This is a genomic window from Streptomyces africanus, from assembly GCF_030816955.1.
Classification (GTDB): Bacteria; Actinomycetota; Actinomycetes; order Streptomycetales; family Streptomycetaceae; genus Streptomyces; species Streptomyces africanus.
Map to the genome: position 1 here is coordinate 4,224,928 of NZ_JAUSYP010000001.1, position 24,446 is coordinate 4,249,373.

The following is a 24,446-nucleotide window of genomic DNA, read 5'->3' on the forward strand; positions in this document are numbered from 1 at the left end:
CCGCCGTACGCGGTGACGGCGGTCAGGCCGGGCGGGCCCCGGGGAGCTCAGAGCCGGGTGATGTCCAGCTCCCCCTCCGCGTACTGCCTGCGCAGCACCTTCTTGTCGAACTTGCCGACGCTCGTCTTCGGTACCGCCTCGATGACCGTCCAGCGCTCGGGGAGCTGCCACTTGGCGATGCCGCTCTCGTCGGCGAGGAAGGCGCGCAGGGTCTCGAAGGTGGCGGTGGCGCCCTCCTTGAGGACGACCGTGGCCAGGGGCCGCTCGCCCCACTTCTCGTCGGGGACGGCGACGACGGCCGCCTCGGCCACCTCGGGGTGGGACATGAGGGCGTTCTCCAGCTCCACCGACGAGATCCACTCGCCGCCGGACTTGATGACGTCCTTGGCCCGGTCGGTGAGGGTGAGGTAGCCGTCGGCGGAGATCGTGCCCACGTCGCCCGTCTTGAGCCAGCCGTCCTCGCTGAACTTGTCGGCGGGGCGCAGGGGGTCGGCGCCCGGGCCGTTGTAGTAGGCGCCGGCGATCCAAGGGCCGCGCACCTCCAGCTCGCCGGCCGACTCGCCGTCCCAGGGGAGGCGCTCGCCGCCCGGGCCGGTCAGCCGGGCCTCGACACCGGCCGGGAAGCGGCCCTGGGTGAGGCGGTAGGCGAACTCCTCCTCCGTGCCGGCCACACCGGCCGGGGGACGGGCGACCGTGCCGAGCGGGGACGTCTCCGTCATGCCCCAGGCGTGGCAGACCCGCATGCCCAGCTTGTCGAAGGCCTCCATCAGCGACGGCGGACAGGCCGAGCCTCCGATGGTGACCTGGGTGAGGGAGGAGACGTCGCGGGGGTGCGCCGTCAGCTCGCCGAGCAGGCCCTGCCAGATGGTCGGGACGGCGGCGGCGTGGGTCGGCTTCTCGCTCTCGATCATCGCCGCGAGCGGGGCCGGCTGGAGGAAGCGGTCCGGCATCAGCAGGTTCACGCCGGTCATGAAGGTCGCGTGCGGCAGCCCCCACGCGTTCACGTGGAACTGCGGCACCACGACCAGCGAGGTGTCCTCGTCGGTCAGGCCCATCGACTGGGCCATGTTGACCTGCATGGAGTGCAGATAGATGGAGCGGTGGCTGTAGACGACGCCCTTGGGGTCGCCGGTGGTGCCGGAGGTGTAGCACATGGAGGCGGCCTGGCGTTCGTCCAGCTCCGGCCAGTCGTACGAGGTGGGCTTCCCGGCGATCAGGTCGTCGTACTCGTGGACCCGCGCGGTCGCGTCCGCGAGCAGGGAGCGGTCCCCGGGACCGGAGACGACCAGGTGCTCGACCGTCTTCAGGTGCGGGAGCAGCGGGGCGAGGAGCGGGAGCAGCGAACCGTTGGCGATGATCACGCGGTCGGCCGCGTGGTTGACGATCCAGGCCAGCTGCTCGGGCGGGAGCCGGAGGTTCAGCGTGTGGAGGACCGCGCCCATGGAGGGGATCGCGAAGTAGGCCTCCACATGCTCGGCGTTGTTCCACATCAGGGTGGCGACCCGGTCGTCGTCACAGACGCCGAGGTCCTCGCGCAGGGCGTGGGCGAGCTGGGCCGCACGGGCGCCGATCTCGGCGAAGGAGCGGCGGTGCGGTTCGTCCTCACCGGTCCAGGTGGTCACCTGCGACGTCCCGTGGATCGCCGACCCGTGGGTCAGGATCCTCGAGATCAGCAGCGGTACGTCCTGCATGGTGCTCAGCACGGCGTCCTCCCGGGCGACATTGCCTACGCGGTGGTAAGGGCTGCGCTGATTCTGCGCACATACCGCGCGGTATGTCACTAGGACCGGGCGATCGATCACCTCACGGCTGACGACGGAACCGCTCAGCGGGCCCGACATATCCGCTCACTGGCGCACAAGCCCCAGCTCAGCGTCCTCACGGAGCTTGCTGATCGCGCGGGAGACGGCCGACTTCACCGTGCCCACCGAGACGCCGAGCACCTGAGCCGTCTGGGTCTCGCTGAGGTCCTCGTAGTACCTGAGGACGACCATCGCCCGCTGCCGGGCCGGCAGCCGCATGATCGCCCGCCACATCGCGTCGCGCAGCGCCTGCTGCTCGGCCGGGTCGTCACCGCCGGACACCGGCTCCGGCTCGGGCAGCTCCTCGCAGGCGAACTCGTCGACCTTGCGCTTGCGCCACTGCGACGTCCGCGTGTTCAGCAGCGCCCGGCGCACATAGCCGTCGAGGGCGCGGTGGTCCTCGATACGCTCCCAGGCGACGTACGTCTTGGTGAGCGCGGTCTGCAACAGGTCCTCCGCGTCGCTCGGGTTGCCGGTGAGCGAGCGGGCGGTACGCAGCAGCACCGGCTGGCGGGCCCTGACGTACGACGAGAACGACGGGTACGGAGGGGTCTGCGCCGCTGGTGCAGCGGCCTTCGACGCGCTGGTGCAGACGAGTGTGGTCATGGCTCAACGCTATGAGCGGGGCCGCTGTCAGCGGATCGGCCGCAGGTCCCGAAGCGGGGTCCCCCTCAGGTTGTAGGGGTGGGGTTCGCCGCACCTCCTGTAGGTGGAGCGGAGGTACCGGGGTACTGCGGGTTCAACCCTGAGGATCGGCGGTCAGTACGAGTCCCGACGTGGGCACGCCCGTCCCCGCCGTCACCAGGACCCGCTCCGCCCCCGGGATCCGGTTCACGGCCGTCCCCCTGATCTGCCGGACGGCCTCCGCCACCCCGTTCATCCCGTGCAGGTACGCCTCCCCCAGCTGCCCGCCGTGCGTGTTGAGCGGCAGGCGTTCCTCCGCCACGAAGTCCGGTGCCTCGCCGGGGCCGCAGAAGCCGAACTCCTCCAGCTGCATCAGGACGAACGGCGTGAAGTGGTCGTAGAGGATCGCCACGTCGATGTCGGCCGGTGCGAGCCCCGAGGTGCGCCACAGCTGCCGGGCCACGACCGCCGTCTCGGGCAGGCCGGTGAGGTCGTCGCGGTAGAAGCTGGTCATCTGTTCCTGCGCGCGTCCGGCGCCCTGGGCGGCCGCCGCGATCACGGCGGGCGGGTGCGGCAGATCGCGGGCCCGCTCGACGGAGGTGACGACGAGCGCCTGCCCGCCGTCCGTCTCCTGGCAGCAGTCCAGCAGCCGCAGCGGCTCGACGATCCAGCGGGACGCGGCGTGCTCGGCCAGGGTGATGGGCCGGCCGTGGAAGTAGGCCGCCGGGTTGGTCGCCGCGTACCTGCGGTCGACCACGGCCACGTGCCCGAAGGCCTCGGGGGTCAGCCCGTGGGTGTGCAGGTACCGCTGGGCCGCCATCGCCACCCAGGAGGCCGGGGTGAGCAGCCCGAACGGCAGCGTCCAGCCGAGCGCCGCGCCCTCCGCCGACGGCTCCCGGTGCCGCACCCCGGAGCCGAAGCGGCGGCCCGAGCGCTCGTTGAACGCCCGGTAGCAGACGACCACGTCCGCCACGCCCGAGGCGACCGCCAGGGCCGCCTGCTGGACGGTGGCGCAGGCCGCGCCGCCGCCGTAGTGGACGCGGGAGAAGAAGGAGAGCTCGCCGATGCCCGCCGCCTGGGCGACCGTGACCTCGGGGCTGGTGTCCATGGTGAACGTGACCATCCCGTCCACGTCGGCCGGGGAGAGGCCCGCGTCGTCCAGGGCCGCCCGCACCGCCTCTACGGCCAGGCGCAGTTCGCTGCGGCCCGAGTCCTTGGAGAACTCGGTGGCCCCGATGCCGGCGATGGCCGCGCGCCCGCCGAGCCCGTCCCGCCCTCTCAGGCTCATGCCGGGATCCTCACGGTCACGGTGCCGGTGACGTGGGTGCCGATGCCGTTCGCGCCGACGACCCGGACGGTCGCCGTGTCCCCGTCGACCTGCTCGACCGTGCCCGTCAGCACCATCGTGTCCCCGGGGTGGTTGGGCGCGCCGAGCCGGATCGCCACCCGGCGCAGCTCCGCCCGGGGGCCGAAGTGGTCGGTGATGTACCGCCCGACCAGGCCGTTGGTCGTCAGGATGTTCATGAAGATGTCGGGGGAGCCCTTTCGCCGGGCCAGCTCCGGGTCGTGGTGCACGTCCTGGTAGTCCCGGGAGGCGATCGCCCCGGCGACGATCAGGGTGCGGGTGACCGGGATCTCCAGGGGCGGGATGCGGTCGCCGGCGTTCACGGCGTCACCCCCTGGAAGACGGGCAGCACCAGCTCGTCGTCGTACCGCCGGAATTCCAGCCGCACCGGCATGCCGATCCGCACCTTGTCGTACGGCACTCCCTCCACATCGCTGACGATCCGCACGCCCTCCGCGAGCTCGATCAGCCCGACCGCGTAGGGAGGCGCGAAGGCCGGGAAGGGCGGGTGGTGCATGACGACGTACGAGTAGACCGTGCCCTCGCCGCTCGCCTCGACGGTGTCCCACTCCGGCGAGCCGCAGCTGTTGCAGCCCGGCAGCCAGGGGAAACGCAGGGTGCCGCAGCCGGTGCAGCGCTGGATCAGCAGCTCGTGGCGGGCCACGCCCTCCCAGAAGCCGGCGTTGTCGCGGTTGACGACGGGGCGGGGGCGGCGCTCTTCAGGGGCGTTCGAGGCTTTCGGCCGGCGTGCGGGGGCGTACTTGAGGATGCGGAAGCGGTGGGTGCCGGCGAGTTCGCCGCCCGCCCTGATGTCCGTGCGGGTGGTGACGAAGTAGCCCGGGCCGAGTTTCGTGGTCTTGCGGCCGGAGACCGACTCGATCACCGAGTCGAAGGTGATCTCGTCCCCGGGGCGCAGGGGACGGAGGTACTCCTGCTCGCAGTCGGTGGCGACGACCGCGTCGTGGCCCGACGCGTCGAGCAGGCCGAGGAGTTCGTCGTAGGCCGCCGTGCGTTCCGAGCGGCGGGAGAGGCCGGCCATGGTCCACGCCTGGAGCATGGTGGGGGGAGCGATGGCGTCCGGGCCCGTGTACGCCGGGTTGGTGTCGCCCATGGCCTCGCACCAGTGCCTGATCATCGGCTGGTTGACGGGGTCCCGGCCGGTCCCGGTGGCGGCGGCCGGGCGGCCCTCGTAGGCCTTCAGGCGCGCCTCGAACCCCGCGTTCTCCTCGTTGATCTCCCGGTCACCGCTCACGGTTTCTGACTGTCCGTCAGATCAATGGTCCCGTCAAGACCTCACAGCCGCCGAAAACGCCTGCGCGGCGGTACCGAAGTACCGCCGCACAGGCGCGTGTCACCCCACGAAGCACACCCCCACAGGACGCGGGCCGATGCCGGTGCACCGGCCCGCTCAGCTCACCACCACAGCGGGGAGAAGGCGACGGCGGTGTTGGCGTTGCCCTGGTTGACGACCGTGGGCTCCGTACCGTTGACCTGGGCGGTGTTGCTCTGGTTCAAGGCGCCCTCGCCGACGGCATGCTGCTGGGTGGTGGCCGCGTTGCCGAAGTTGTCGCCGCCGACGCCGCTGCCGAGGAGGCCCTGCTCGGCCTCCGTGGCGGACGCGATCGATCCGTTGTCCGCGATGGAGCCGTTGTCCGCCGTCGCGACCCCGGTGAAGAGGGCGGCCGCGAGCGGAAGGGCAAAGACGGCGGCGATGACGCGGCCGGTACGGATACGTGCCATGTTGTGGTCCCTCCAGGACTTCAGAAGTGCTGCTGCCACCAGGGAAGTCGGCCGACCACCCGGTGCGGTACGCGACGTCGCGAGTCCAGAGTTGCCCACCGAATCCCCGGCGAACCACACCGGAAGCCACCATTCGCACGCAAGCGTGACGAGAAGTCGATAAACCCCTTTGCGTCACTTCCGTCCCGGGCGGGAGCAGAAGGGGGCGTTCGAACCCAGGTGCCGCAACGGCCGAGGTGTGCCCGTGTTTTCCCGTCCGGCTCTCCGCCCCGGCGCGTCGCACCCGTTCCCCTTTCCTTTTTCGAACGCACGTACGAAACTAGGAGCATGGCCACCACCGACCGGCAGGCCACGACGCTGGCCCTCGCACACGCCCTGTCAGCCGCCGAACGCGGACTGGCCGTCATCCCCCTGTCCCGCACCAAGCTCCCGGCGCTGCGCTCCCCGCACCGCGACGACCCCGTCCCCTCCCCCTGCCACGGCGAGTGCGGCCGGCTCGGCCACGGGGTCTACGACGCCTCCAGCGACCCCGCCCGCATCCGCGAACTGTTCGCCGCGGCGCCCTGGGCGACCGGGTACGGCATCGCCTGCGGCCTGCCCCCGCACCATCTGATCGGCCTCGACCTGGACGTGAAGACCGGCACGGACGCCTCGGCCGCCCTGCGCGAGCTGGCGCTGCGGCACCTGTTCACCATCCCGCCGACCGTGGTCGTCGTGACCCCGTCCGGCGGCCGCCACCTCTGGCTGAGCGGACCGCCCGACGTGGTCGTCCCCAACTCGGCGGGCCGCCTCGCCCCCGGCATCGACATCCGGGGCGCCGGCGGCTACCTCGTCGGCCCCGGCTCCCGCACCGGCCAGGGCGTGTACGCCGCGGCCCCGGGGACCGCGCACCTGGCCCCCGCGCCCTGCCCGCGCTCCCTCCTTCGCCTGCTGCTCCCGCCGCCCCGCGCCCACCACCCCACACCCCCGGCGACCGGCGGACACGGCCAGGGCCTGGTCCAGTTCGTCCTCGCCGCGCACGAGGGCCAGCGCAACACCCGGCTGTTCTGGGCGGCCTGCCGGGCCTACGAGGACGGCATCGGCCCCGCGCTCGTGGACGCGCTGGTCGACGCCGCCCGGGGCACCGGCCTGTCCGAGCGCGAGGCCCGGGCGACGATCGCGTCGGCCGCGCGGCTGACGGGGCACCGGCCCTGAGCCGGACCCCGTCCATGAGCACCGAAAGACCTCCATGCGACAGCACGCCAAAACGCCGGCCCTGGCGCTCGCCCGCCTCGTCCTGGCCTCCGGCCGCCCGGTGGATCTCGCCGAGCTGCGGTTCACATCGACGTACGGCGATCTGCTGGAGGGCTATCCCTGCAAGCCGGTGAACGACCGGCGGATCCGCGGCCTGCTGCGCGCCGCCGAACGGGCCCGGCCCGGCACACCCGTCCACCTGCTCCCGCCCCGGCGCGCCTACCCAGACCAGTACGCGGGCGGCCTCGGGCCCGTCGAGGTCCTGCCCGCCGTGGCCTGCGTCGGCACGTTCCACTCCACGGCTCTCGATCCGGCCCACGACCCGGTCGCTTACCGCTCCCGGCTCACCGTCGTCTGGTTCCAGGCCACGCCCCGGCTGCCGTCGGGCTGCGACGCGGAGCCGGGGCTGCGGGACCTCGACTGGGCGGGACTGGCGCGGGACGCCCGGGCTCTTGCGTAGGCTCGCCCGATGAGCGTTTCCCGCCCGGAACTGCTGCGCTGGCAGCACGAGTTGACCTGGTCGTTGTTCGAGTACCACCTGGAGCGGCTGAAGCCGGAGGACTTCCTCTGGGAGCCCGCGCCGCACTGCTGGGCGATGCGCAGGGGCCCCGACGGCACCTGGGTCCCCGACTGGGCGGAGACCGAGCCCGACCCCGTGCCCGTCCCCACCATCGCCTGGGTGAGCTGGCACATCGGCTGGTGGTGGAGCGTGGCCCTCGACCACGCCCAGGGCCGCCCGCCCCGCGACCGCACGGACATCGCCTGGCCCGGCGAGGGCACCCCGGCCATCGACTGGCTGCGCGGCCTGCACACGCAGTGGCTGACCGTCCTGGACGACCTCACCGACCCCGGCCTGGACACCACGGCCCCGTTCCCCTGGCCGAACGACCCCCAGTACACGGTCGCGCACATGGCGGCCTGGCTGAACGCGGAACTGATGAAGAACGCGACGGAGATCGGCCAACTGCGACTGCTGCGGGCGGCATCGGCCTGAGCAGGGTCGCCCTCGTCGATCTCCAGGCCCTGAGGAGCCCGGCCGGGCGGCGGGGCCGGGCGGCGCGTGGCATCGTGGTGGCATGAGCGTCGACGTCCGTCCGGCCACGGTCTTCGAGGACGTCCGGGCCGTGCTCGGGCCCAAGTCGCCCGGGGCGAACGTCTGCTGGTGCCTGAGCTACCGGATCCCCTCCAAGCTCAACAACGAACTGCGCGGGCCGGCCCGCGGCGAGTACGTCGCCGAGCTGTGTCACCGCGATCCCCCGCCCGGCGTGCTCGCCTACGACGGCGGCGAACCGGTCGGCTGGGCCGCCGTCGCCCCGCGTGCGGACACCTCCTTCGCCCGCAACCGCAAGATCCCGCACGTCGACGACCTGCCCGTCTGGTCGCTGTGGTGCGTCCGGGTACGTCCCGGTCACCGGAAGCAGGGCATCTCGCACGCCCTGATCGCCGGCGCGGTCCAGTTCGCCCGCGCCCACGGCGCACCGGCGATCGAGGCGTACCCCCTGGACAACGGCGACGCCAAGGTCGACCTGACGATGGCGTACGCCGGCCTCCGCAAGAACTTCGAACGCGCCGGCTTCACCTACGCGGCCGCCACCACCTCGGTACTGGCCGGCCACCCCCGGATCCTGATGCGGCTCGATCTGCGAGCGCACACGCACACGTAAAGGCCCGACCGCTGGCGACGGGGGATGCACCAGCGGTCGGGCTATGGCCAAGGGTAACAAGCGCTTGTCCATGGAAACCGACTGTTCGTCAGTAAAGCCAGAGTTGTGACTCGTATCACTCAACTCCCGTGACAGCGCGGCCTGTTGGGCGATCCGGTCCCGTCAGGGCTCGCACGGCGGGTCGTAGGACAGCCGGGGCAGGTACTCGCTCCAGGTCTCGCGCGTCAGAACGCCCCGGGTCATCGTGCAGACGCGGCGTGCGGCCGCGTCGACGTCCAGGTTCCACAGCCGGATGGTGTCCGTGCCGCTCGACACCCCGATCATGTGGCTGCTCGGGCTGAACGCCAGGAAGGTGCCGCCGCTCTTGGCGTTGGGGCTCATCGACTGGCCGATCGCTGTGGCCCTGGCGGGGTCGGAGAGGTTCCAGAGCCGGACGGTGCTGTCGTTGCCGCCGCTGGCCAGGGTGTGGCCGCTCCGGCTGAACGTCAGTGACACGACCGCCTCCGTGTGGCCCGTGAGGCTCTTGCGCTGCGAGGCCCTGGCCGGGTTCTCCATGTCCCAGAGCCGGACCGAGTTGTCGTCGCCGCCGCTGGCCAGCGTCTGCCCGTCGGGGCTGTAGGCGAGGACGTTGACGGCTCCGAGATGCCCTGTGAGAGGTGCGCCGCGCAGGACGGCACGCCCGGGGTCCGTCACGTTCCACAGCCGGATCGTCCCGTCAGCGCTGCCGCTGGCGAGCGTATGGCCGTCCGGGCTGAAGACGAGGGAGTTGACGTACCCCTTGTGACCGGTGAGGGGCGCGCCGAGCGGGCGCGGACGGGACGGGTCGCCGACGTCCCACAGCTGGACGGTGCGGTCGTCGTCGGCGGTCGCCAGCAGGCGCCCGTCCGGGCTGAAGGCCAGCGGGTCGGCGAACCGGATGCGCAGCGGGACGGGCGAGCCGTGGGGGACGGGGCGGTCCGGATCGCCGACGTTCCACAGCTGCAGGGCCCGGCTCCCCGTCACCACGGCGAGGGTGCGGCCGTCCGCGGAGAACTCCAGGGAGCTCACGCCACCCTTCGGCAGAAACGGTTCGCCAATCGGCACGGGCCTGCCGGGCTTGCGCACGTCCCACAGCCGGACCCGTCCGTCGAGCGCCGCCGTCGCGAGCACCCGCCCGTCGGGCCGGAACACTCCGGTCCGGCCGATCATGTCCGCCGTCGGCAGCGCCCACAGACGGATCTTGTTGTCGCCCGACCCGGTGGCCAGGGTGCGCCCGTCGGGGCTGAAACCGAGCGCGTACATCTCGCCGCTGCTGCCCGCCAGGGGCGCGCCGACCTGCGACGGGTACGCCGGATCATCGACCTTCCACAGACTCGCCGTGCTGTCCGCGCTGGCGGCGGCGAGCATGCTGCCGTCAGGGCTGAAGGCCACGGACCACACCGGGCCCGTGTGGCCGGTGAGCGGCGCTCCGATCGCCGCCGGGTGACGCCGGTCGGCCAGGTTCCAGAGCCGGATGGTGTTGTCCGAGCTGCCGCTGGCGAGCGTACGGCCGTCCGGGCTGAAGGCCACGGAGTGCACCGTGGCGGTGTGGCCGGTCAGCGGCTCCCCGACCGGCTCCGGACGCCGGGGGCCCGTCACGTCCCACAGCCGGATCGTGCCGTCGTCGCCGCCGGCCGCCAGCGTCCGGCCGTCCGGGCTGAACGCCACCGACCGTACGGCGGCCTCGTGCCCGGTCAGGGGCTTGCCCAGCGCTCGCGGCCGGCGCGGATCGGCCACATCCCACAGCCGTACGGTGTGATCGTCGCCGACGGAGGCCAGCGTGCGCCCGTCCGGGCTGAAGGCGACCAGGTAGATCGTGCCGTCATGGCCGGTCAGGGGCTTGCCGAGCCGCTTCGGGTGGCCGGGGTCGGTCACGTCCCACAGCCGGATCGTGCCGTCGTCGGAGGCGCTGGCGAGGGTATGGCCGTCCGGGCTGAAGACCGCGCTGCTCACCCAGCTGGTGTGGCCGGTGAGCGGCTTGCCCAGGGGCTTCGGACGCTTCGGGTCGGTCACGTTCCACAGCCGGACGGTCCGGTCGTAGCTGGCGGTGGCGAGGGTACGGCCGTCCGGGCTGAACGTCGTGAGGTAGACGGCGCCGCTGTGGCCGACCAGCGGCGTGGACAGCGGGGCGTTCACGATGGAGATCAGGCGGCTGTTCGCACCCTTGTCGTCCGGCCGCAGCCGATGTGCCACCAGGTCGAGCTGCGCGGACAGCGAGGGGTCCGTGTACTGGACACGATCGGCCTGGGCGAGCACCTGTTCGAACACGGCCTCGTCCCGCTGCTTCCAGGCGACGACGGCCGCTCCGACGGCCAGCACCGCCAGCACGACCAGGGTCGCCACCGCGCCCCGGCTGATCCAGATGATGCGCCGGCGCAGTCTGACCGAGGCGGCCAGGAACTCCACCGCGCTCCGGGTCAGAAACGTGTCCCCGGCGGATTTCGCCCACCCGTGGGCCTGTTCCAGCCGGGAGCCCCGGTAGAGCAGTGAGGTGTCGCGGTCCGACTCCTCCCAGGCCCGGCCGTCCTCCTCCAGACGCTGGCGCAGCAGGTTGCCCTGCCGGTCGTCGTCGATCCAGTCGCGCAGCCGCGGCCAGGCGTGCAGCAGCGCCTCGTGGGTGATCTCCACGGTCTCCGCGTCCAGCGTCACCAGCCGGGCGCGGACGAGCGCCTCCAGGGACTCCTCGGTCTTGCCGGGGTCGGTCGACTCCTCCGCCAGCTGGCGCCGGGTGCCGCGCCTGCGCGTGGCCTGGGTGTCCTCGCCCAGCCGGACCAGCCGGAGCAGGAGCAGCCGGGCCGCCGTGCGCGCCGCCGGGTCGAGACCGGACCAGGCCCGCTCGGCGGTCGCCGCGACCGCGCCCTGGATGCCGCCGGCCGCGCGGTACCCGGCGAGCGTGAGCCGGCCCGCCTTTCTGCGCTGCCAGGTGGCGAGCAGGGCGTGCGAGAGGAGCGGCAGCACGCCCGCGTCGTGCGCCCCGCGCGGGCCGTCGGCGCTCACCTCCCGGACGATCAGCTCCGCCAGCCCCGGTTCCAGTTCCAGACCGACGGCCTTGGCCGGGCCGGTCACCGCATCGCGCAGCTCCGCGGTGGTCAGGGGGCCGAGCACCATGTGCCGGTGCTGGAGCGCGTCGGCCAGCTCGGGATACCTGAGGCACTGCTCGTAGAAGTCGGCCCGTATGCCCAACACCACGACCGCCGGGGCCGGGCCGCCGTCGCCGGCCGGCGAACAGGCGGCGTGCAGGACCTTGACGAAGGCACGTCGCTCCGCCTCGTCGGGGCAGAGGGTGAACGTCTCCTCGAACTGGTCCACGATGACGACCGGCCGCGCGCCGGACGGCGCCTCGCGCCGCGCCCAGGCGGTGACGGCGGCGCGGACGTCGGGCCCCCTCGGGACGCGTGGCCCCACGGTGGTGGGGACGACGGGGTCCTCGGCGCCGGGTGCCTCGGCCGCGGCCATGGCCGAGACGACGGGCCCCAGCTCGGGGATGCAGCGGGTCAGCTCGGCCAGGGGATGGCCGCCGGGGACGAGCTGGACGACTGCTGTCGCGTGCCGGCTCTCGCCGGCAGGGCTGCCGGTAACGGCGACACCGTCACTGAGGTCGCGGCGGTCGCGGCCCCCACGGTTGCCACCGCCACTGTCGCTACCCGCGCCACTGTCGCCCTCGGCGCCGCGTTCGCCGCCGCCACCCGCGCCGCTGTCGCCCTCGGCGCCGCGGTCGCCGCCGTCACCCAGCGCCCCGTCCCGCAGGGCGGGCACCAGCCCGGCGTTCAGCAGCGAGGACTTCCCCGCCCCCGACGCGCCCACGAGCATGACCAGGCCGCCCGTCCCCGCCACGGCCCGGAGCTGGGTGACGAGCGCCTCCGTGCTCCGCTGCCGGCCGAAGAACCACCGGGCGTCCTCCCTGCGGTACGAGGCCAGCCCCCGGTACGGGCACACCCCGCCGGGCGGCGCGGGCGGGGCCTCGGCGTCCGGCCGCTCCTGCTCCGCGGAGCCAGGGTCGCGCTCGCCGACCGGGCCGGCCACCGCCGCTTCCCACAGCCGCTGCCACTGACCGAGGTCGTACAGGCCCGGGGAGACCGGCGTGGGCCGCGCGCGCCGCGCCTCGGGGATCAGCACGTGCAGCACCGCCGCGAGGGCGGTGAACTGAGCGGGTACGTTCCGTGCCCGGCGCCAGTCGCTGATGCGCTGCGCGGACACCCGGACGGGACGCCCGCGTTCGTCGACCCGCTGGAGCCGGACGACCGCTTCGGACACCCGCTTGAGGGGAGGGTTCCCGGCTTCCTTGTAGAGCAGCGCGAGGCGCTCCGCGAAGGCGGTACGTGCCCCGGAGTCGGAACCCAAGGTCTCCACTCCTTAACTCCCCGCGTCTGGACGTCCGGACCGGAAAACTCACTCTATACGCCTGACCTGCGGTAATACCGTCCACCCGGAACCGGAGACTCCTCGTCGGTGGCCGGAACTGGCAGGATCCGGACGTAGCAGCGCACTCATCCGGTCAACCTCCAGCGAAGTCGGGCGACGTTGACCCCACCGTTCGGTACCGGTCCCCACGAGGGGAGGGACCGGTGCCGGACGACGTGGTGATCCTCCCCGGCGGACCACGCTCTCCAACCCTGGATTCCTGACGACCCGTCAGCTATGGTCTGCCTGCCGTTGCCAAGGCCGGCCTGCGTACCGCTTCCGGAGCGACGTACAGGGGTGAGCACAGTGGAGACACGTCCCGAGAGCCCGAGCCCGCAGGGAGCCCCGCGCTGGGTGGCGATGTACCACCGGCCGGCCGAGGGGACCTGGCGGGCAGCCGCGGAGTCGCCCCACCGCTCGCCGGTACTGCACGCCCTGGGCGAGATGACACAGACGCTGCGCGCGCGTGGGGACGAGGTGACCTTCGCCCTGTGGGGACCGAAGGACGGCGCCTGGCACCGCTTCGACACGCCACCGCAGTCCGGCACGCCCCTGCAGCAGGCGGCCACGCCCCTGCCGACCCCCGACGCCCCTGCCGCCGGACCGAACGGACCGACCGTACTGGCGGAACGCATGACCGGCCGCCGCCACCAGGTCCTCATGTCGGGGCTGAGCAAGGCGGGCCTCTACGACCTCTCCCCCGAGGACGAGGCGACCGTCCAGGCCCTCGCCGAACGACTCGACGAGGCCGCCGTACGCCGGGTCGCCCACTGGCTCGCGGCGGCCGGCGCGCGGTAGGGCGGGCCGGTTCGGCGGGCCTCACGCTGGGCAGGCAACACCTCGGGTCCACCGGCTTCCGGTAGCGGCCGGTGGGGACGAGGGGGGATGAAAGGAATGAAGGGACACAGGGTCTCTGTCGACCGCGAGCTCTGCTACGGCTCCGCCGAGTGCGTCCACAGGGCCCCGGCGGTCTTCGAGTTCGTCGACGGATTCGGTGTCGTCCGCCCGGGCCACGAAGAGGCGGGCGACACCCCGGAGATCCTGGAGGCGGCGGAGAAGTGCCCCAGCCAGGCCATCAGCATCACCGTCACCGTCACCGTCACCGACGCACCCTCGTCACCGGACCGTCCGTAGCGAGGGCCGATGCCGGTACCGAGCCTGCTCGCGGTCTTCGCCCACCCCGACGACGAGTCCCTGGTGGCGGGCGGCACCCTCGCCCGGCACGCGGCGGCGGGCGCCCGCACGGCGGTCGTCACAACCACCTGGGCGGCGGACACCCCGCGCGCCGCGGAACTGGCCGACGCACTCCACATCCTCGGCGCCGGCCGGCCACGCCTGCTGGGCTACGCCGACTCCCGCGCCCCGCGGTCCGCCCCGGGCAGCCCGCGCCTGTGCGACGCCCCGCTCGACGAGGCGGTGGGCGCCCTGGTCGCCCAGATCCGGGACTTCCGCCCGGACATCGTCGTCACCCACGACGCCTACGGCGGCCTGACCGGCCACGAGGACCACGTACACACCCACCGCGTGACCCTGCTGGCCGCCCACGCCGCCGGACTCGAACGCCTCTACCCGGACGCCGGTGAGCCCTGGCAGCCGAGCGCGCTGTACCTGTCCACGCACCCGCACTCCGCCGTCCGGGCGTGGGGCGGCCACCTGGCCCCCACGGGCAAGACCATGCTCACGGTCCCGGACGACCGGGTCACGACGACCGTCGACGTCACCGGCTGGCTGGACCGGAAAATCGCCGCCGTGCTGGCGCACCGCACGGAGGTGGAACGGGGAGCCGCCCCGGGCCTGATCGCCGCGCTGCCGGCGCCCGAGCGGGAGCGGTTGCTCGGTACGGAGTGGTACATCCGCCATGGCCTCGTAGCGAAGGCGCCGAGGGAGACGGAGCTCAAGCCATAGGTGGGTGATCAGCTCACGTCAGCGCCCGGCCCGAAACGGCCACCGAAGACCGGCCAGCGCCCGTGCCCTGGCCTCCACGACCGCCATCCGGGCAGCGCGCTCGGCTCGGTTCACATGGGCCGTCTGCCCGGTCACCTGCCCCTCCCACTTCCGGTACAGGAGTCCCACCTCGCCCGAGAACCACCCGCGGCTCACGGCGTTCAGTGCGAGCAGCAGCCCCGTGTCCTCCGACGCGGGCAGCGCCATCCAGCCGCCGAGGGCGAGCAACAGCTCCCGGCGGACGAACAGCGAGGCCGGATGGACCGGTGCGAGGAAGCCGTTGGCCTTCCAGTGCTCGAAGACGACCCCGCGGTCGATCGGCCCGGGGTCGGGGTCGCCCGGGAAACCGGCCGTCGACCCGTCGGGCATGAGGTCCAGCACGCGCGAGGTCGCCCACCCGAGCCCGCTGTCGGACTCCAGCGCCGCCAGATCCCGCGCGAGTGTGCCCGGCGTCAGCTGGTCGTCGGCGTCCAGGACCTTCACGTACGCACCCTCGGCGTGCGCCAGCGCGATGGTCCGAGCGACACCAGGGCCCCCGGCCCGGCCCTGCCGGAAGGTCACCCGCTCGTCGTCGGGGACGTACGGCCGTACGTCCGCGCTCTCCCCGTCCTCCTGGATGACCCAGTGCCACTCCCAGCCCTCCGGCAGCCACTGCGCGCGCAGGGACTTGTGGGCCTCGGGCAGGAAGCGGGCCGACGGGCCGTGCACAGCGGTGACGACGACGATGCATCCGCCCACGCCCGCCCTCACCACCTCTCACTCACCCCCACGCACGCGAAAGGGGCCGCCGAGCACGCTCGACAACCCCTGTCACCGGCGATACTTCAGCTGCGCGGAGCCGAACCGTTTGCCACCTGCGCAGATCACGAACTGACGGGGCGAGCATAGCTCCGTGGCCCACGTACCGCCCACAGACCCCCGTTCTCCCTGCGGGAGGGCAACAGGAGGAAATGATGACGGGGTGCACGCAGAAGGGGTGCCGCCCCAGAGGGTTGGCACCCCTTCTGACCTGCAACATGGATGACCTACGCGGAGTCGGCGGGATGTGAACCCACGGTGGCATCGCTGCCACGACGGGTTTCAAGACCGTCGCCAGTCACGGCCCATTGCATTGCCGGCCTGCGACTATGCGCTAACTGGCTTGCTTTCTCAGCGCGTTGGCCCACGTATAGCCCACAGGCTCCGGGTTGACCGCGCGACAAACGCCTCATGCCCGACGTCCGCCATCGGGATGGACGACTGTTCCGCCGACCGACCTCGCTTCACGGCCAAACGCTGCCCAACGCCTCTAGCCTGCCCTGTCGTGTCGTGTCGTGTCGGCCAAGCTCTCAGCTTGGGAAGCTGCGATCGCCAAGGGTCTTCCTTAGGCCCCGACGTGACCAAATGGCCGGTTCGCGACCTCTGCGGGCTAGGCAGCTTGGCCCTTTTGGATCAGGTGTTGAGACAGGGAGTCTTGACGGTCTGGTCCTGGTTCACGTCCGCGGGGTCGGGATACACGACGAGTACGACGGCCCGGTAGCACTGGGTACCGGACTTGTCCGCGGTGGTCGTCTCGAAGCCCCCGAAGCCCTTGTCCTTGTTAATCACCTTCAGACCGGCCGACTTCGTCGCTAGGCCGTGAGTACTGTCCCGGTCGATGCTGATGTAGGGCGTGAAGAGGTTGTCGCCCTTGTCGCAGTGGAAGCTCGCCTGGGCGCGGATCTTGCCGGCGTACTGGTGGTCATCCACGTACACCTTGATGAAGCAGTTCGGGTTTATCTTCATCGGGACGTAGTCCGACTGCTTGGACGTCGCCGAGGCGTTCGGCGCAGCGAGCGCGAGCACACCGAGTGCGGCAGCACCGGCGATGGCAAGCCTCTTCATATTGGCACGCAAGGGAATCCCCTATCCCCGTAGTTGAGGCCTTCGCCAGAAGGCCTCTGGTCGCCCACGATCTTGACATCGTGCCATGATCACCACAAGTGATCAGTGAATCCTCTGAGCTAGATCTGAGCTTGAGGAAATCGATCGTCAGCTCCTTCCGCTATACCCTCGCCTGTCCGGCTTGTTCCGCATCCGCAGCCCATAGAACCGTACGACTACGGGCAAGTTGGAAGCGAATTGCAGCCAGTTCGCCGCCCTTGAGGGCGGTGTGACCTCCGCGATGGCTCAGGTGGGCTGATCGTCGCGCTAAGCACGACGTTGGGTCTATGATCATCGAGGATCGCCCCATGGCGGCTGCCTAAAGTCTGGGAGCCGACCGGCCGACGGCGCCTTTTGAGTGGTACTCGACTCATGGGCCGTAGCTCGCTGCGACCTCAGGGACCAGCGCGCGCCTCGCGCGGGCACTTGATGGAGTAGAGAAGTCCGGGCCCCGCACTCCCGGCCCCGATCGGCCGCGTCATAACACCGCCTACTACGGCAGGACCTTCCGGGGTACTAACCGGATTTAAGCCAGTGTTGTGGCGAAACACCCTTCACTTCACCGCTTGCCGGGTCTCATCTGCTCCGGCGTCGCGACGCAGCGGAAACCTGTGTCGTCGTCATGCATCGTTTCGCTGGCGTCGTTGGAAACGGCAGGTGCTCCCCGGAAAAGGGGGCTTGTGAAGGCGCTGCCGCGAAGTTCGTGGCACCCCGGTGCGGTTGGCGTCGCAAGTCACTCCCAGACGTTGCCCACCATGTCATATACACCGTAGCCGCCGGCATCGACCCGGGCACCGAGCAGCGGATGACGTCGGCCGAGTGGCTGCACTGCCTCACGGGCCTCTACACGGGCGAGGAGCGCCGTCCCCTGCCTAAAAAGGGTGGCCGACCACCGGCAAGGTGCTCTCAGACCGCCTCAAGCGCCTTCAACCCACCCTCGCCGCCCGGGGCGTCGTCATCGACTGGGGACGCACCAACGCGTCCCGCTACATCGAAATCGCGCGGCTGGCCGCTCTGCCCCCGCACGAGCAAGCAGCGGCGTTCTGACCGTCCGGCACCACGGCTGCCGGGACAAGCAAGAGGAGCACCCGGCGCGGCGTGCTCCTCTTGCTGTTCGGCGGCAGCGCCGCCCTGCGATGGACGCGCCGCGTAGCGGCCCGTTCTTCACTCTGTGAGCCGCGCACCACAACAGACACCACCCTCTTTTTGTCCTAGGTGAGAAGACGCTGCGTCACCTGCGTCACCCACGGCCCGAAAACGGCCAGTGACCTGCCGCAACAGCGGTGACGCAGATGACGCAGATGACGCAGGAATCCGCACCTCGGACACACCGGACCCGCTTCCCTTCACCCTGCCCGCTGACCTCTCCGAAGGAGTCCCTGCCTTGGCCCGCCCCAAGATGCTCAAGCTTCCCGAAGTCCTCGAAGAGATCGAGATGAGCCGCGCCGCCTTCTACCGCATGCGCGCCCGGGGCAAGGCCCCGAAGCTCATCAAGCTCCCCAACGGTCAGCTCCGTTGCCGCCGTAGTGACCTCGACGCGTGGTGGGAGCGCTGCGAGCAGCACACCGCTCGACCTTGACCGTTTCACCGGGGCCCGCGCTAAGCGCGGGCTCCTTGCTCTGTTTGGAGACACATGCTGACGTATGACGTCGATATTTGGTCCATTCGCAAGCGCGCCGGGCGCCCCAAGCCGTGGGAGCTGCGTTGGCGAGTGGGTGAGCGGCCACACTCTCGCAGCTTCAAGCTAAAGCCCCAGGCTGACGGCCGGCGGGCGGAACTGATGGCTGCGTTGCGCGAACGCCAGCAATTCGACGAAGAAACAGGGCGCCCCGCGAGCGAATTGGCGTCGCATGGTTCTGCGCGCTGCCCTGTACCAGTGGGCTTTCCGGGCAGTCCGCTCCCCTGACGGGGCATGGGTGCAGCGCCACACGATTGAGCAGCCACCGGACAGTATCCGCGCGGCCCTGGAGTGGATTGCGGCGCACTCCATCAAGGTCAAAGACCTGGAGGCCCCTACGCTACTGCGGCCAGCTCTGGAAGCCTTGTCGCTCCGTCTGGACGGAGGCAAAGCCGCTGAGAACACGGCCAGGCGCAAGCGCATGGTGCTGAGCAACGTGCTTCGCTACACGGTTGAGGAGAAGGGACTACTCACTGCGAATCCACTTCCGCGTGTGGACTGGACGCCTCCCAAGAGCGATGACGAGATCGATTTCCGTTACGTGCCGGACCCTGCTCTTGCGCGGTCCCTGCTCGGGGCTGTCCGGGATTCCGGAGCACGAGGTGAGCACCTGCACGCGTTTTTCGGGTGCCTCTACTACGCGGCCATGCGACCTGGTGAGATCGTCGCTCTCAAGGAATCGGATTGCACCTTGCCTCCCAACTCACCCGAGACGGTGAACGAGTGGGGGGAGCTACTCCTGGGGGACAGTCGCCCTGAAGTGGGCGGTGGGTGGACGGATGACGGGACGTCGTACGAGACGCGCGGGCTCAACCGACGTAAGCGCGGTGCGACGCAGCCCGTGCCGATCCCGCCCGTTCTCGTGCATCTGCTCCGGGAGCACATCAGGCGCTACGGCACGGCCGATGACGGCCGGCTGTTCCGGGCTGCCAGGGGCGGGCGCGTCCCGTCAACCGAGTACTGCGACATCTGGGAGAAAGCGCGGAAGGCGGTGCTGTCCCCGCGCGAGGTCGAATCAGACCTTGCGGCCGCGCCCTACTCCCTCCGCCACGCGGGCGTATCTCTGTGGATCAAGTCGGGAGTGGACCCGGCGGAGGTCGCCACTCGCGCCGGCCACAGCATCGCTGTGCTGTACCGCTTCTACGCAAAGATCCTCAAGGGTAGTCAGCAGCACTCCAACGACCTGATCTCTCGTGCCCTGGAAGAGGGGGACGCCCCCTGATCCTGGCCCACAGATGGCCCATACGCACTGGTCAGCTCTGGGATACAGGCGAGAAAGGGTGAGACAGGCCGCATGCAAAAAGGGTGCCCCGTGGCCCGGGGCACCTCTTCTGACCTGCAACATCTATGACCTGCGCGGAGGCGGTGGGATTTGAACCCACGGTGACATCGCTGCCACGACGGTTTTCAAGACCGTTCCCTTCGGCCGCTCGGGCACGCCTCCCCGCGCCGGCCGTGATCGGCGGCGCGGGGACAAGGGTAACGGGTCGGTGCGCGCGGCCGCTGGTCAGTTGTCGCCGACGCGCGAGCCCAGGGTCACGTCGACCGTGTGCTGCTTGCCGTCGCGCTCATAGGTGATCGTGACCTTGTCGCCGGGCTGATGGGTCCAGATCTCGCCGATGAGCGTGGGGCCGGAGTCGATCACCCGGTCGTCGAGCTTGGTGATGACGTCGCCGGGCTTGAGGCCGGCCTTGGCGGCCGGGCCCCCGGGCTCGACCGGTGCGGCGGCGCCGCCCGCGCCCTCCTTGGAGATCTGCGCGCCGCCCGAGGACTCCTCCAGGGAGACGGACGCGCCGATCTTCGCGTACACCGGCTTGCCGGTCTTGATCAGCTCCTGGGCCACGTACTCGGCCTGGTTGATCGGAATGGCGAAGCCCAGGCCTATCGAGCCGGACTGCCCGGTGCCGAAGCCGCCGTTGCCGGTGGACTGGATCGCGGAGTTGATGCCGATGACGTTGCCCTGCGCGTCCAGCAGCGGCCCGCCCGAGTTGCCCGGGTTGATCGAGGCGTCGGTCTGCAGGGCGCTCATGTACGACGCCTGGCTGCCGCTGCCGTCGCTGGAGGCGACCGGGCGGTTCTTGGCGCTGATGATGCCCGTCGTCACCGTGTCGGACAGGCCGAAGGGGGCGCCGATCGCGATGGTCGCGTCGCCGACCGCCACCTTGTCCGAGTCGCCGAGGGTGAGCGGCTTCAGGTCCGACGGGGCGTTCTTGAGCTTGATGACCGCCACGTCGTAGCCCTGCGCGTGCCCGACCACCTGGGCGTCGTACTTCTTGCCGCTCGGGAACGTCGCGGTGAGCTTGCCGCCGTCCACCGCGCCGGCCACGACGTGGTTGTTGGTGACGATGTGGCCCTGCTTGTCGAAGACGAAGCCCGTGCCGGTGCCGCCCTCGCCGTTGGTGCTCTCGGCCTCGATCGTGACCGTGCTCGGCAGCGCCCTGGCGGCCACGCCCGCGACCGTGCCCGGGTCGCGCTTGACGTCGCCGCCGCTGCTGGAGGCGGACACCGTCGTCGAGCCGCTGTTGTCGTCGTTGTTCTTCGCCAGCGTGTAGCCGAGACCGCCGCCCAGTCCGCCCGCGACCAGCGCGGCCACCAGGAGCGCGGCGGCCAGACCACCGCGGCCACGGCCGGACTTCGGCGCCGGCTGCTGGTACGAGGACCCCCAGCCGCCGCCGGAACCGGAACCGCCGTCACCGTACGGCGAGGTGGGCGGCGGGGGCGGGGGCCAGGAGGGGTCGGGGGCGGAGGAGGAGACGCCGTGATGCGCGGCGTCACCAGGCGCCCCCTGGCCGGGGGCGGACTGTCCCCGGGAGTCCTGCCCGTACGGTCCCGGCCCCTGAGCCTGTCCCTCGGGCGCCGGAGCAGCGGGAGCGTCCACCGGCACGGGGGGTGCGGACGGGGCGGGGGGTACCGCGGTGCCCTCGTTCTCGGTGCTCACAGGTTCTCTCCTCGATCCACGGCTGTTTCCTGGGTCGCACTCGGTCACGCTGGCGACGGTCCGGCGCGATACAGCTGTGCTTGTCCCTTTGTATGCCGTCAGCTTTTCCCACTGGCCGTCAGAGCACCATAAGCGGTGGCTGTGGGTCCGGGGCCATTCTTTATATAGGTCATTACCAACGAAAAGGATGCAATTCCTATGCCTCCGTCCGGACCTCTGGATCCGCCGGGTCCGTCCGACCAGACGCGTACCCGCGCTCGGTGGCACCATGACGCGGTGACTCACGCACGACAGCATGTGATTCAGGTCGTCGCCCACCGCGGGGCCTCCGAGGACGCCCCGGAACACACCCTGGCCGCGTACACCAAGGCGATCGAGGACGGCGCGGACGCCCTCGAATGCGATGTTCGCCTCACCGCCGACGGCCACCTGGTGTGCGTGCACGACCGCCGGATCAACCGTACGTCCAACGGCCGCGGCGCGGTCTCCGCCCTGGAGCTCGCCGACCTCGCCGCCCTGGACTTCGGATCCTGGAAGGCGGGCGAGGCCTACAAGGGGCGCGACGAAGACCCCGACTGGGAGCACCGCCCGGAGGACCGCGAGGCGACGTCCGTCCTCACCCTGGAGCGGCTGCTCGAACTCGTCGCCGACGCCGGACGACGGGTGGAACTGGCCATCGAGACCAAGCACCCCACACGCTGGGCGGGGCAGGTCGAGGAGCGGCTGCTGGTCCTGCTGAAGCGGTTCGGCCTCGACGCCCCGGTCTCCGCCGAGGAGTCCCCGGTGCGGGTCATGAGCTTCTCGGCCCGCTCGCTGCACCGCGTGCGTGCCGCCTCGCCGACCCTGCCGACGGTGTACCTGGCACAGTTCGTCTCGCCCCGGCTGCGCGACGGACGGCTGCCCCCGGGCGTGCCGATCGCGGGCCCGTCCCTGCGGATCGTGCGTAACCATCCTCTCTATGTGGAGCGCCTGAAGCGGGCCGGCCACCAGGTGCACGTGTGGACCGTGAACGAGCCCGAGGACGTGGACCTCTGTGTCGGCCTGGGCGTCGACGCCATCATCACCAACCGCCCGCGCGCGGTGCTCGACCAACTCGGCCGCTGAGGTCCGCCGGCCCCACAGGTCACACGAGACCCACGCACACCTCTTGACCTCGTCCCTTGCCGGACGAGATCCTCGCGTCTCGGCCACACCGATGAAATCCAGCCACACGATGACAGGGAGTGCTCCGGCGCGTTCGGTCCGTGTTCGGTCGTGGTGAATGCGTCACCGGACGTGGATTGGCCGGTTTCCGGTACAGGCCAATGGGGCATCCACACCGTGGCGTGGGGCGAAGGAGGTCTCGGGGGTGGCGTTGGTGGTGGCACAGGAGGTGCCCACGTCGTCGAGCATGGCCGTACCCCATGGCCCTGCGGGCGTGGGGGAAGCGAGACACCGTATGCGTGCGCAGTTGCGCAGAGGTGGCGTAGCGGAAGCGGTCATCGACGATGCCGTACTGATCCTTTCCGAACTTTTGAGCAACGCGTGCAAACACGGCAGGCCCCTGGGCGACGCGTTCTCCGGCGACGGTGACGTCCGTGCCGCGTGGCGCGTGGACCCGTCCGGTCGGCTCATCGTCGAGGTCACGGACGGCGGCGGCCCGACCCGCCCCGCCCCCGCGACCCCGTCGGTCACGGCGCACGGCGGCCGCGGGCTGAACATCATCACCGCGCTGGCCGACGACTGGGGTGTCCGGGACGACATCCGCGGCGAGGTCACCGTGTGGGTCGTCGTCCACGCCGACGTGTACGACCCGGACGCCGGCCACCGCCGCGACGACTTCGCGACGCGTGTCACGGCCCCGGCGGTGTCCCAGATACCGGGACTGGACTTCGCGGACGCCTTCGAGGACATGGACTGACCCGGCGCCGGCCCGCCCCGTCGCCCACACGTGCGTCACCCGTGTTGTCCACAGGCCCGCGTTGTCCACAGGACCCCGTCCCCCGGGGCACGAACGGCTAGGCTCGCGACCGTACGAGACGAGCCGTAACCGGGAGACCCATCGATGGCCAAGAAGCGACCCCAGACGAAGGCCAAGCGCCCGCAGATCACGGACGGAGAGATCCCGGTCGTCGGCGCTCGCGAGCCCTGCCCCTGCGGCAGCGGCCGCCGCTACAAGGCCTGTCACGGCCGGGCCGCGGCCCATGCCGTGACCGAGCTGGTGCACCGCCCCTTCGAGGGTCTGCCCGGCGAGTGCGACTGGGTGGCCCTGCGCGAGCTGGTCCCGGCGGCCACGGCCGGGCTGACGCTCAAGGACGGCCTCCCCGAGGGCGTCCCGGCGGTCACGCTGGCCACGGTCCTGCCGATGGCCTGGCCCGCCCTGCGCCGCGACGACGGCTCGGTCCTGCTCGGCCTGCAGAACGACACCTCGTCGGGCGACCTCAGCCGCGACCTCGCCGACATCCTCCAGCGCGCCCTGGAAGCCGAGCCCGGCACCCCGGTGCAGGGCCGCCGCGCCCCGGCCGACGGACCGCGGCTTCAGGATCTACTCGACCCGGAGGGCGCGTTCGAGCCAGAAGTGCACAGCGGCTTCGAGTTCTGGGTGCCGGACCCGGCCGGCGCCACACCGGAGGTGTCCGCCTCCCTGGAGCGGGCCAACGCCGCGGCCATCCCGACCGTCAAGCTCCAGGGCGTGGACGCCGCGTACTGGTGCGAGACGCCCGAGAAGAACCATTTGCGGTGGGTCATGCCCCACCCCGAGGAGCAGCTTCTGGACGCTCTCGCGCGGCTGCACGCCGCGGGCCGGTCGAGCCTGGGCGAGGGCACCCGTCTGGTGGGCTCCTTCCGCGCTCACGGGCTCACCGTGCCGGTCTGGGACCTGCCGAGCGGGGTCAAGGCCGAGGACGTGGAGAAGCCGGCGGCGGAGTTCGCCGAGCGCCTCGCCGCCGCCCTGGCCTCGGACGCACCGCTCACTCCGGACGAGCGCCGCGCGCGGGGCGGCCTCACCAACCGGCAGGTCACGCTCAGCTGACGGCTTGTCACAGGGTCCGGCCGGCCGCCCGGACGGCCGGCCGGACCCTCGCGTCGGGACGGGTGACGCCCTTCACAACTCCCGGCCGGGACAAGCCGACCGGTGACCGGAAAGGGCGAGATCGAATTTGCGAACCGCCGATCTCTT

The 24,446-nt window shown here is 71.3% G+C and carries 22 protein-coding genes, 1 tRNA gene and 1 pseudogene; 13 read left to right on the top strand and 11 right to left on the bottom strand.

Going from position 1 to position 24,446, the window contains the following annotated elements:
* Positions 1 to 47: 47 nt before the first annotated feature.
* The 6 genes from QF034_RS19650 to QF034_RS19675 form a co-directional block, all read right to left on the bottom strand.
* Positions 48 to 1,691, bottom strand: coding sequence for a long-chain fatty acid--CoA ligase (locus QF034_RS19650; RefSeq protein ID WP_307179926.1), 1,644 nt, complete (start codon positions 1,689 to 1,691; stop codon positions 48 to 50).
* 156 nt (positions 1,692 to 1,847) lie between these two features.
* Positions 1,848 to 2,408, bottom strand: a complete 561-nt coding sequence (locus tag QF034_RS19655; RefSeq protein ID WP_307176195.1) for a SigE family RNA polymerase sigma factor — start codon at positions 2,406 to 2,408, stop codon at positions 1,848 to 1,850.
* A 133-nt stretch (positions 2,409 to 2,541) separates the two neighbouring features.
* Positions 2,542 to 3,714 (bottom strand): lipid-transfer protein, encoded by a 1,173-nt coding sequence (locus QF034_RS19660; protein ID WP_307176196.1) that lies wholly within the window; start codon positions 3,712 to 3,714, stop codon positions 2,542 to 2,544.
* A complete protein-coding gene (locus QF034_RS19665; protein WP_307176197.1) occupies positions 3,711 to 4,094 on the bottom strand; it encodes a MaoC family dehydratase in 384 nt (127 codons plus the stop codon). The genes QF034_RS19660 and QF034_RS19665 overlap by 4 nt, the downstream gene beginning before the upstream one ends.
* Complete coding sequence (locus QF034_RS19670) at positions 4,091 to 5,023, bottom strand: bifunctional MaoC family dehydratase N-terminal/OB-fold nucleic acid binding domain-containing protein (protein WP_307176198.1); 933 nt, start codon at positions 5,021 to 5,023, stop codon at positions 4,091 to 4,093. The genes QF034_RS19665 and QF034_RS19670 overlap by 4 nt, the downstream gene beginning before the upstream one ends.
* 161 nt (positions 5,024 to 5,184) lie before the next feature.
* Entirely contained in the window at positions 5,185 to 5,511 is a 327-nt protein-coding gene (locus tag QF034_RS19675; protein ID WP_307176199.1) for a hypothetical protein, read from the bottom strand.
* A gap of 327 nt (positions 5,512 to 5,838) precedes the next feature.
* Here QF034_RS19675 and QF034_RS19680 point away from each other — a divergent pair, with 327 nt between their 5' ends.
* The 4 genes from QF034_RS19680 (at position 5,839) to QF034_RS19695 (ending at position 8,408) form a co-directional block, all read left to right on the top strand.
* The gene (locus tag QF034_RS19680; protein WP_307176200.1) at positions 5,839 to 6,705 is read left to right on the top strand and encodes a bifunctional DNA primase/polymerase; all 867 of its coding nucleotides are present in this window, start codon (positions 5,839 to 5,841) and stop codon (positions 6,703 to 6,705) included.
* 34 nt (positions 6,706 to 6,739) lie between these two features.
* Positions 6,740 to 7,204 carry a hypothetical protein gene (locus QF034_RS19685; protein ID WP_307176201.1) on the top strand — a complete coding sequence of 155 codons (465 nt, stop codon included), beginning with the start codon at positions 6,740 to 6,742 and terminating at the stop codon, positions 7,202 to 7,204.
* 9 nt (positions 7,205 to 7,213) lie between these two features.
* Positions 7,214 to 7,738, top strand: a complete 525-nt coding sequence (locus tag QF034_RS19690; protein ID WP_307176202.1) for a DinB family protein — start codon at positions 7,214 to 7,216, stop codon at positions 7,736 to 7,738.
* Between the two features lie 82 nt (positions 7,739 to 7,820).
* Positions 7,821 to 8,408: a GNAT family N-acetyltransferase gene (locus tag QF034_RS19695; protein ID WP_307176203.1), complete on the top strand. Its 588-nt coding sequence runs from the start codon at positions 7,821 to 7,823 to the stop codon at positions 8,406 to 8,408.
* 162 nt (positions 8,409 to 8,570) lie between these two features.
* Here the strand turns inward: QF034_RS19695 and QF034_RS19700 are convergent, their stop codons facing one another.
* On the bottom strand, positions 8,571 to 12,776 hold the full coding sequence (locus tag QF034_RS19700) for an nSTAND1 domain-containing NTPase (RefSeq protein ID WP_307176204.1): 4,206 nt from the start codon (positions 12,774 to 12,776) through the stop codon (positions 8,571 to 8,573).
* A gap of 357 nt (positions 12,777 to 13,133) precedes the next feature.
* Between QF034_RS19700 and QF034_RS19705 the strand changes: the two genes are divergently transcribed.
* The 3 genes from QF034_RS19705 to QF034_RS19715 all read left to right on the top strand — a co-directional run bounded on the left by QF034_RS19705 (position 13,134) and on the right by QF034_RS19715 (position 14,732).
* A complete protein-coding gene (locus QF034_RS19705; protein ID WP_307176205.1) occupies positions 13,134 to 13,625 on the top strand; it encodes a hypothetical protein in 492 nt (163 codons plus the stop codon).
* Between the two features lie 96 nt (positions 13,626 to 13,721).
* The gene (locus QF034_RS19710) at positions 13,722 to 13,961 is read left to right on the top strand and encodes a ferredoxin (protein WP_307176206.1); all 240 of its coding nucleotides are present in this window, start codon (positions 13,722 to 13,724) and stop codon (positions 13,959 to 13,961) included.
* A gap of 9 nt (positions 13,962 to 13,970) precedes the next feature.
* Positions 13,971 to 14,732, top strand: coding sequence for a PIG-L deacetylase family protein (locus QF034_RS19715; protein ID WP_307176207.1), 762 nt, complete (start codon positions 13,971 to 13,973; stop codon positions 14,730 to 14,732).
* An 18-nt stretch (positions 14,733 to 14,750) separates the two neighbouring features.
* On the opposite strand, the gene QF034_RS19720 is transcribed toward QF034_RS19715, so the two are convergent.
* Both QF034_RS19720 and QF034_RS19725 read right to left on the bottom strand, forming a co-directional pair.
* A complete protein-coding gene (locus QF034_RS19720; RefSeq protein ID WP_307176208.1) occupies positions 14,751 to 15,509 on the bottom strand; it encodes a glycosyltransferase family 2 protein in 759 nt (252 codons plus the stop codon).
* A gap of 693 nt (positions 15,510 to 16,202) precedes the next feature.
* The gene (locus tag QF034_RS19725) at positions 16,203 to 16,634 is read right to left on the bottom strand and encodes a hypothetical protein (RefSeq protein ID WP_307176209.1); all 432 of its coding nucleotides are present in this window, start codon (positions 16,632 to 16,634) and stop codon (positions 16,203 to 16,205) included.
* An 808-nt stretch (positions 16,635 to 17,442) separates the two neighbouring features.
* Here QF034_RS19725 and QF034_RS19730 point away from each other — a divergent pair.
* From QF034_RS19730 to QF034_RS19740, 3 genes and pseudogenes are all read left to right on the top strand, one after another.
* Positions 17,443 to 17,720 (top strand): annotated as a pseudogene (locus QF034_RS19730) (AICE-type RepA C-terminal domain-containing protein); the annotation flags it as partial.
* A 337-nt stretch (positions 17,721 to 18,057) separates the two neighbouring features.
* Complete coding sequence (locus QF034_RS19735) at positions 18,058 to 18,252, top strand: helix-turn-helix transcriptional regulator (RefSeq protein ID WP_307176210.1); 195 nt, start codon at positions 18,058 to 18,060, stop codon at positions 18,250 to 18,252.
* A gap of 337 nt (positions 18,253 to 18,589) precedes the next feature.
* A complete protein-coding gene (locus tag QF034_RS19740) occupies positions 18,590 to 19,573 on the top strand; it encodes a tyrosine-type recombinase/integrase (RefSeq protein WP_307176211.1) in 984 nt (327 codons plus the stop codon).
* Between the two features lie 135 nt (positions 19,574 to 19,708).
* On the opposite strand, the gene QF034_RS19745 is transcribed toward QF034_RS19740, so the two are convergent.
* Together QF034_RS19745 and QF034_RS19750 are read right to left on the bottom strand one after the other, a co-directional pair.
* Positions 19,709 to 19,795, bottom strand: a tRNA-Ser gene (locus QF034_RS19745).
* A 63-nt stretch (positions 19,796 to 19,858) separates the two neighbouring features.
* Positions 19,859 to 21,289: a S1C family serine protease gene (locus QF034_RS19750; protein WP_307176212.1), complete on the bottom strand. Its 1,431-nt coding sequence runs from the start codon at positions 21,287 to 21,289 to the stop codon at positions 19,859 to 19,861.
* A 276-nt stretch (positions 21,290 to 21,565) separates the two neighbouring features.
* Between QF034_RS19750 and QF034_RS19755 the strand changes: the two genes are divergently transcribed.
* From QF034_RS19755 to QF034_RS19765, 3 genes are all read left to right on the top strand, one after another.
* A complete protein-coding gene (locus tag QF034_RS19755; protein WP_307176213.1) occupies positions 21,566 to 22,393 on the top strand; it encodes a glycerophosphodiester phosphodiesterase in 828 nt (275 codons plus the stop codon).
* Positions 22,394 to 22,550: 157 nt separating this feature from the next.
* Positions 22,551 to 23,189, top strand: coding sequence for an ATP-binding protein (locus QF034_RS19760; protein ID WP_307176214.1), 639 nt, complete (start codon positions 22,551 to 22,553; stop codon positions 23,187 to 23,189).
* Positions 23,190 to 23,333: 144 nt separating this feature from the next.
* Positions 23,334 to 24,299, top strand: a complete 966-nt coding sequence (locus tag QF034_RS19765; RefSeq protein ID WP_307176215.1) for a DUF5926 family protein — start codon at positions 23,334 to 23,336, stop codon at positions 24,297 to 24,299.
* The last annotated feature ends 147 nt before the right edge of the window (positions 24,300 to 24,446 follow it).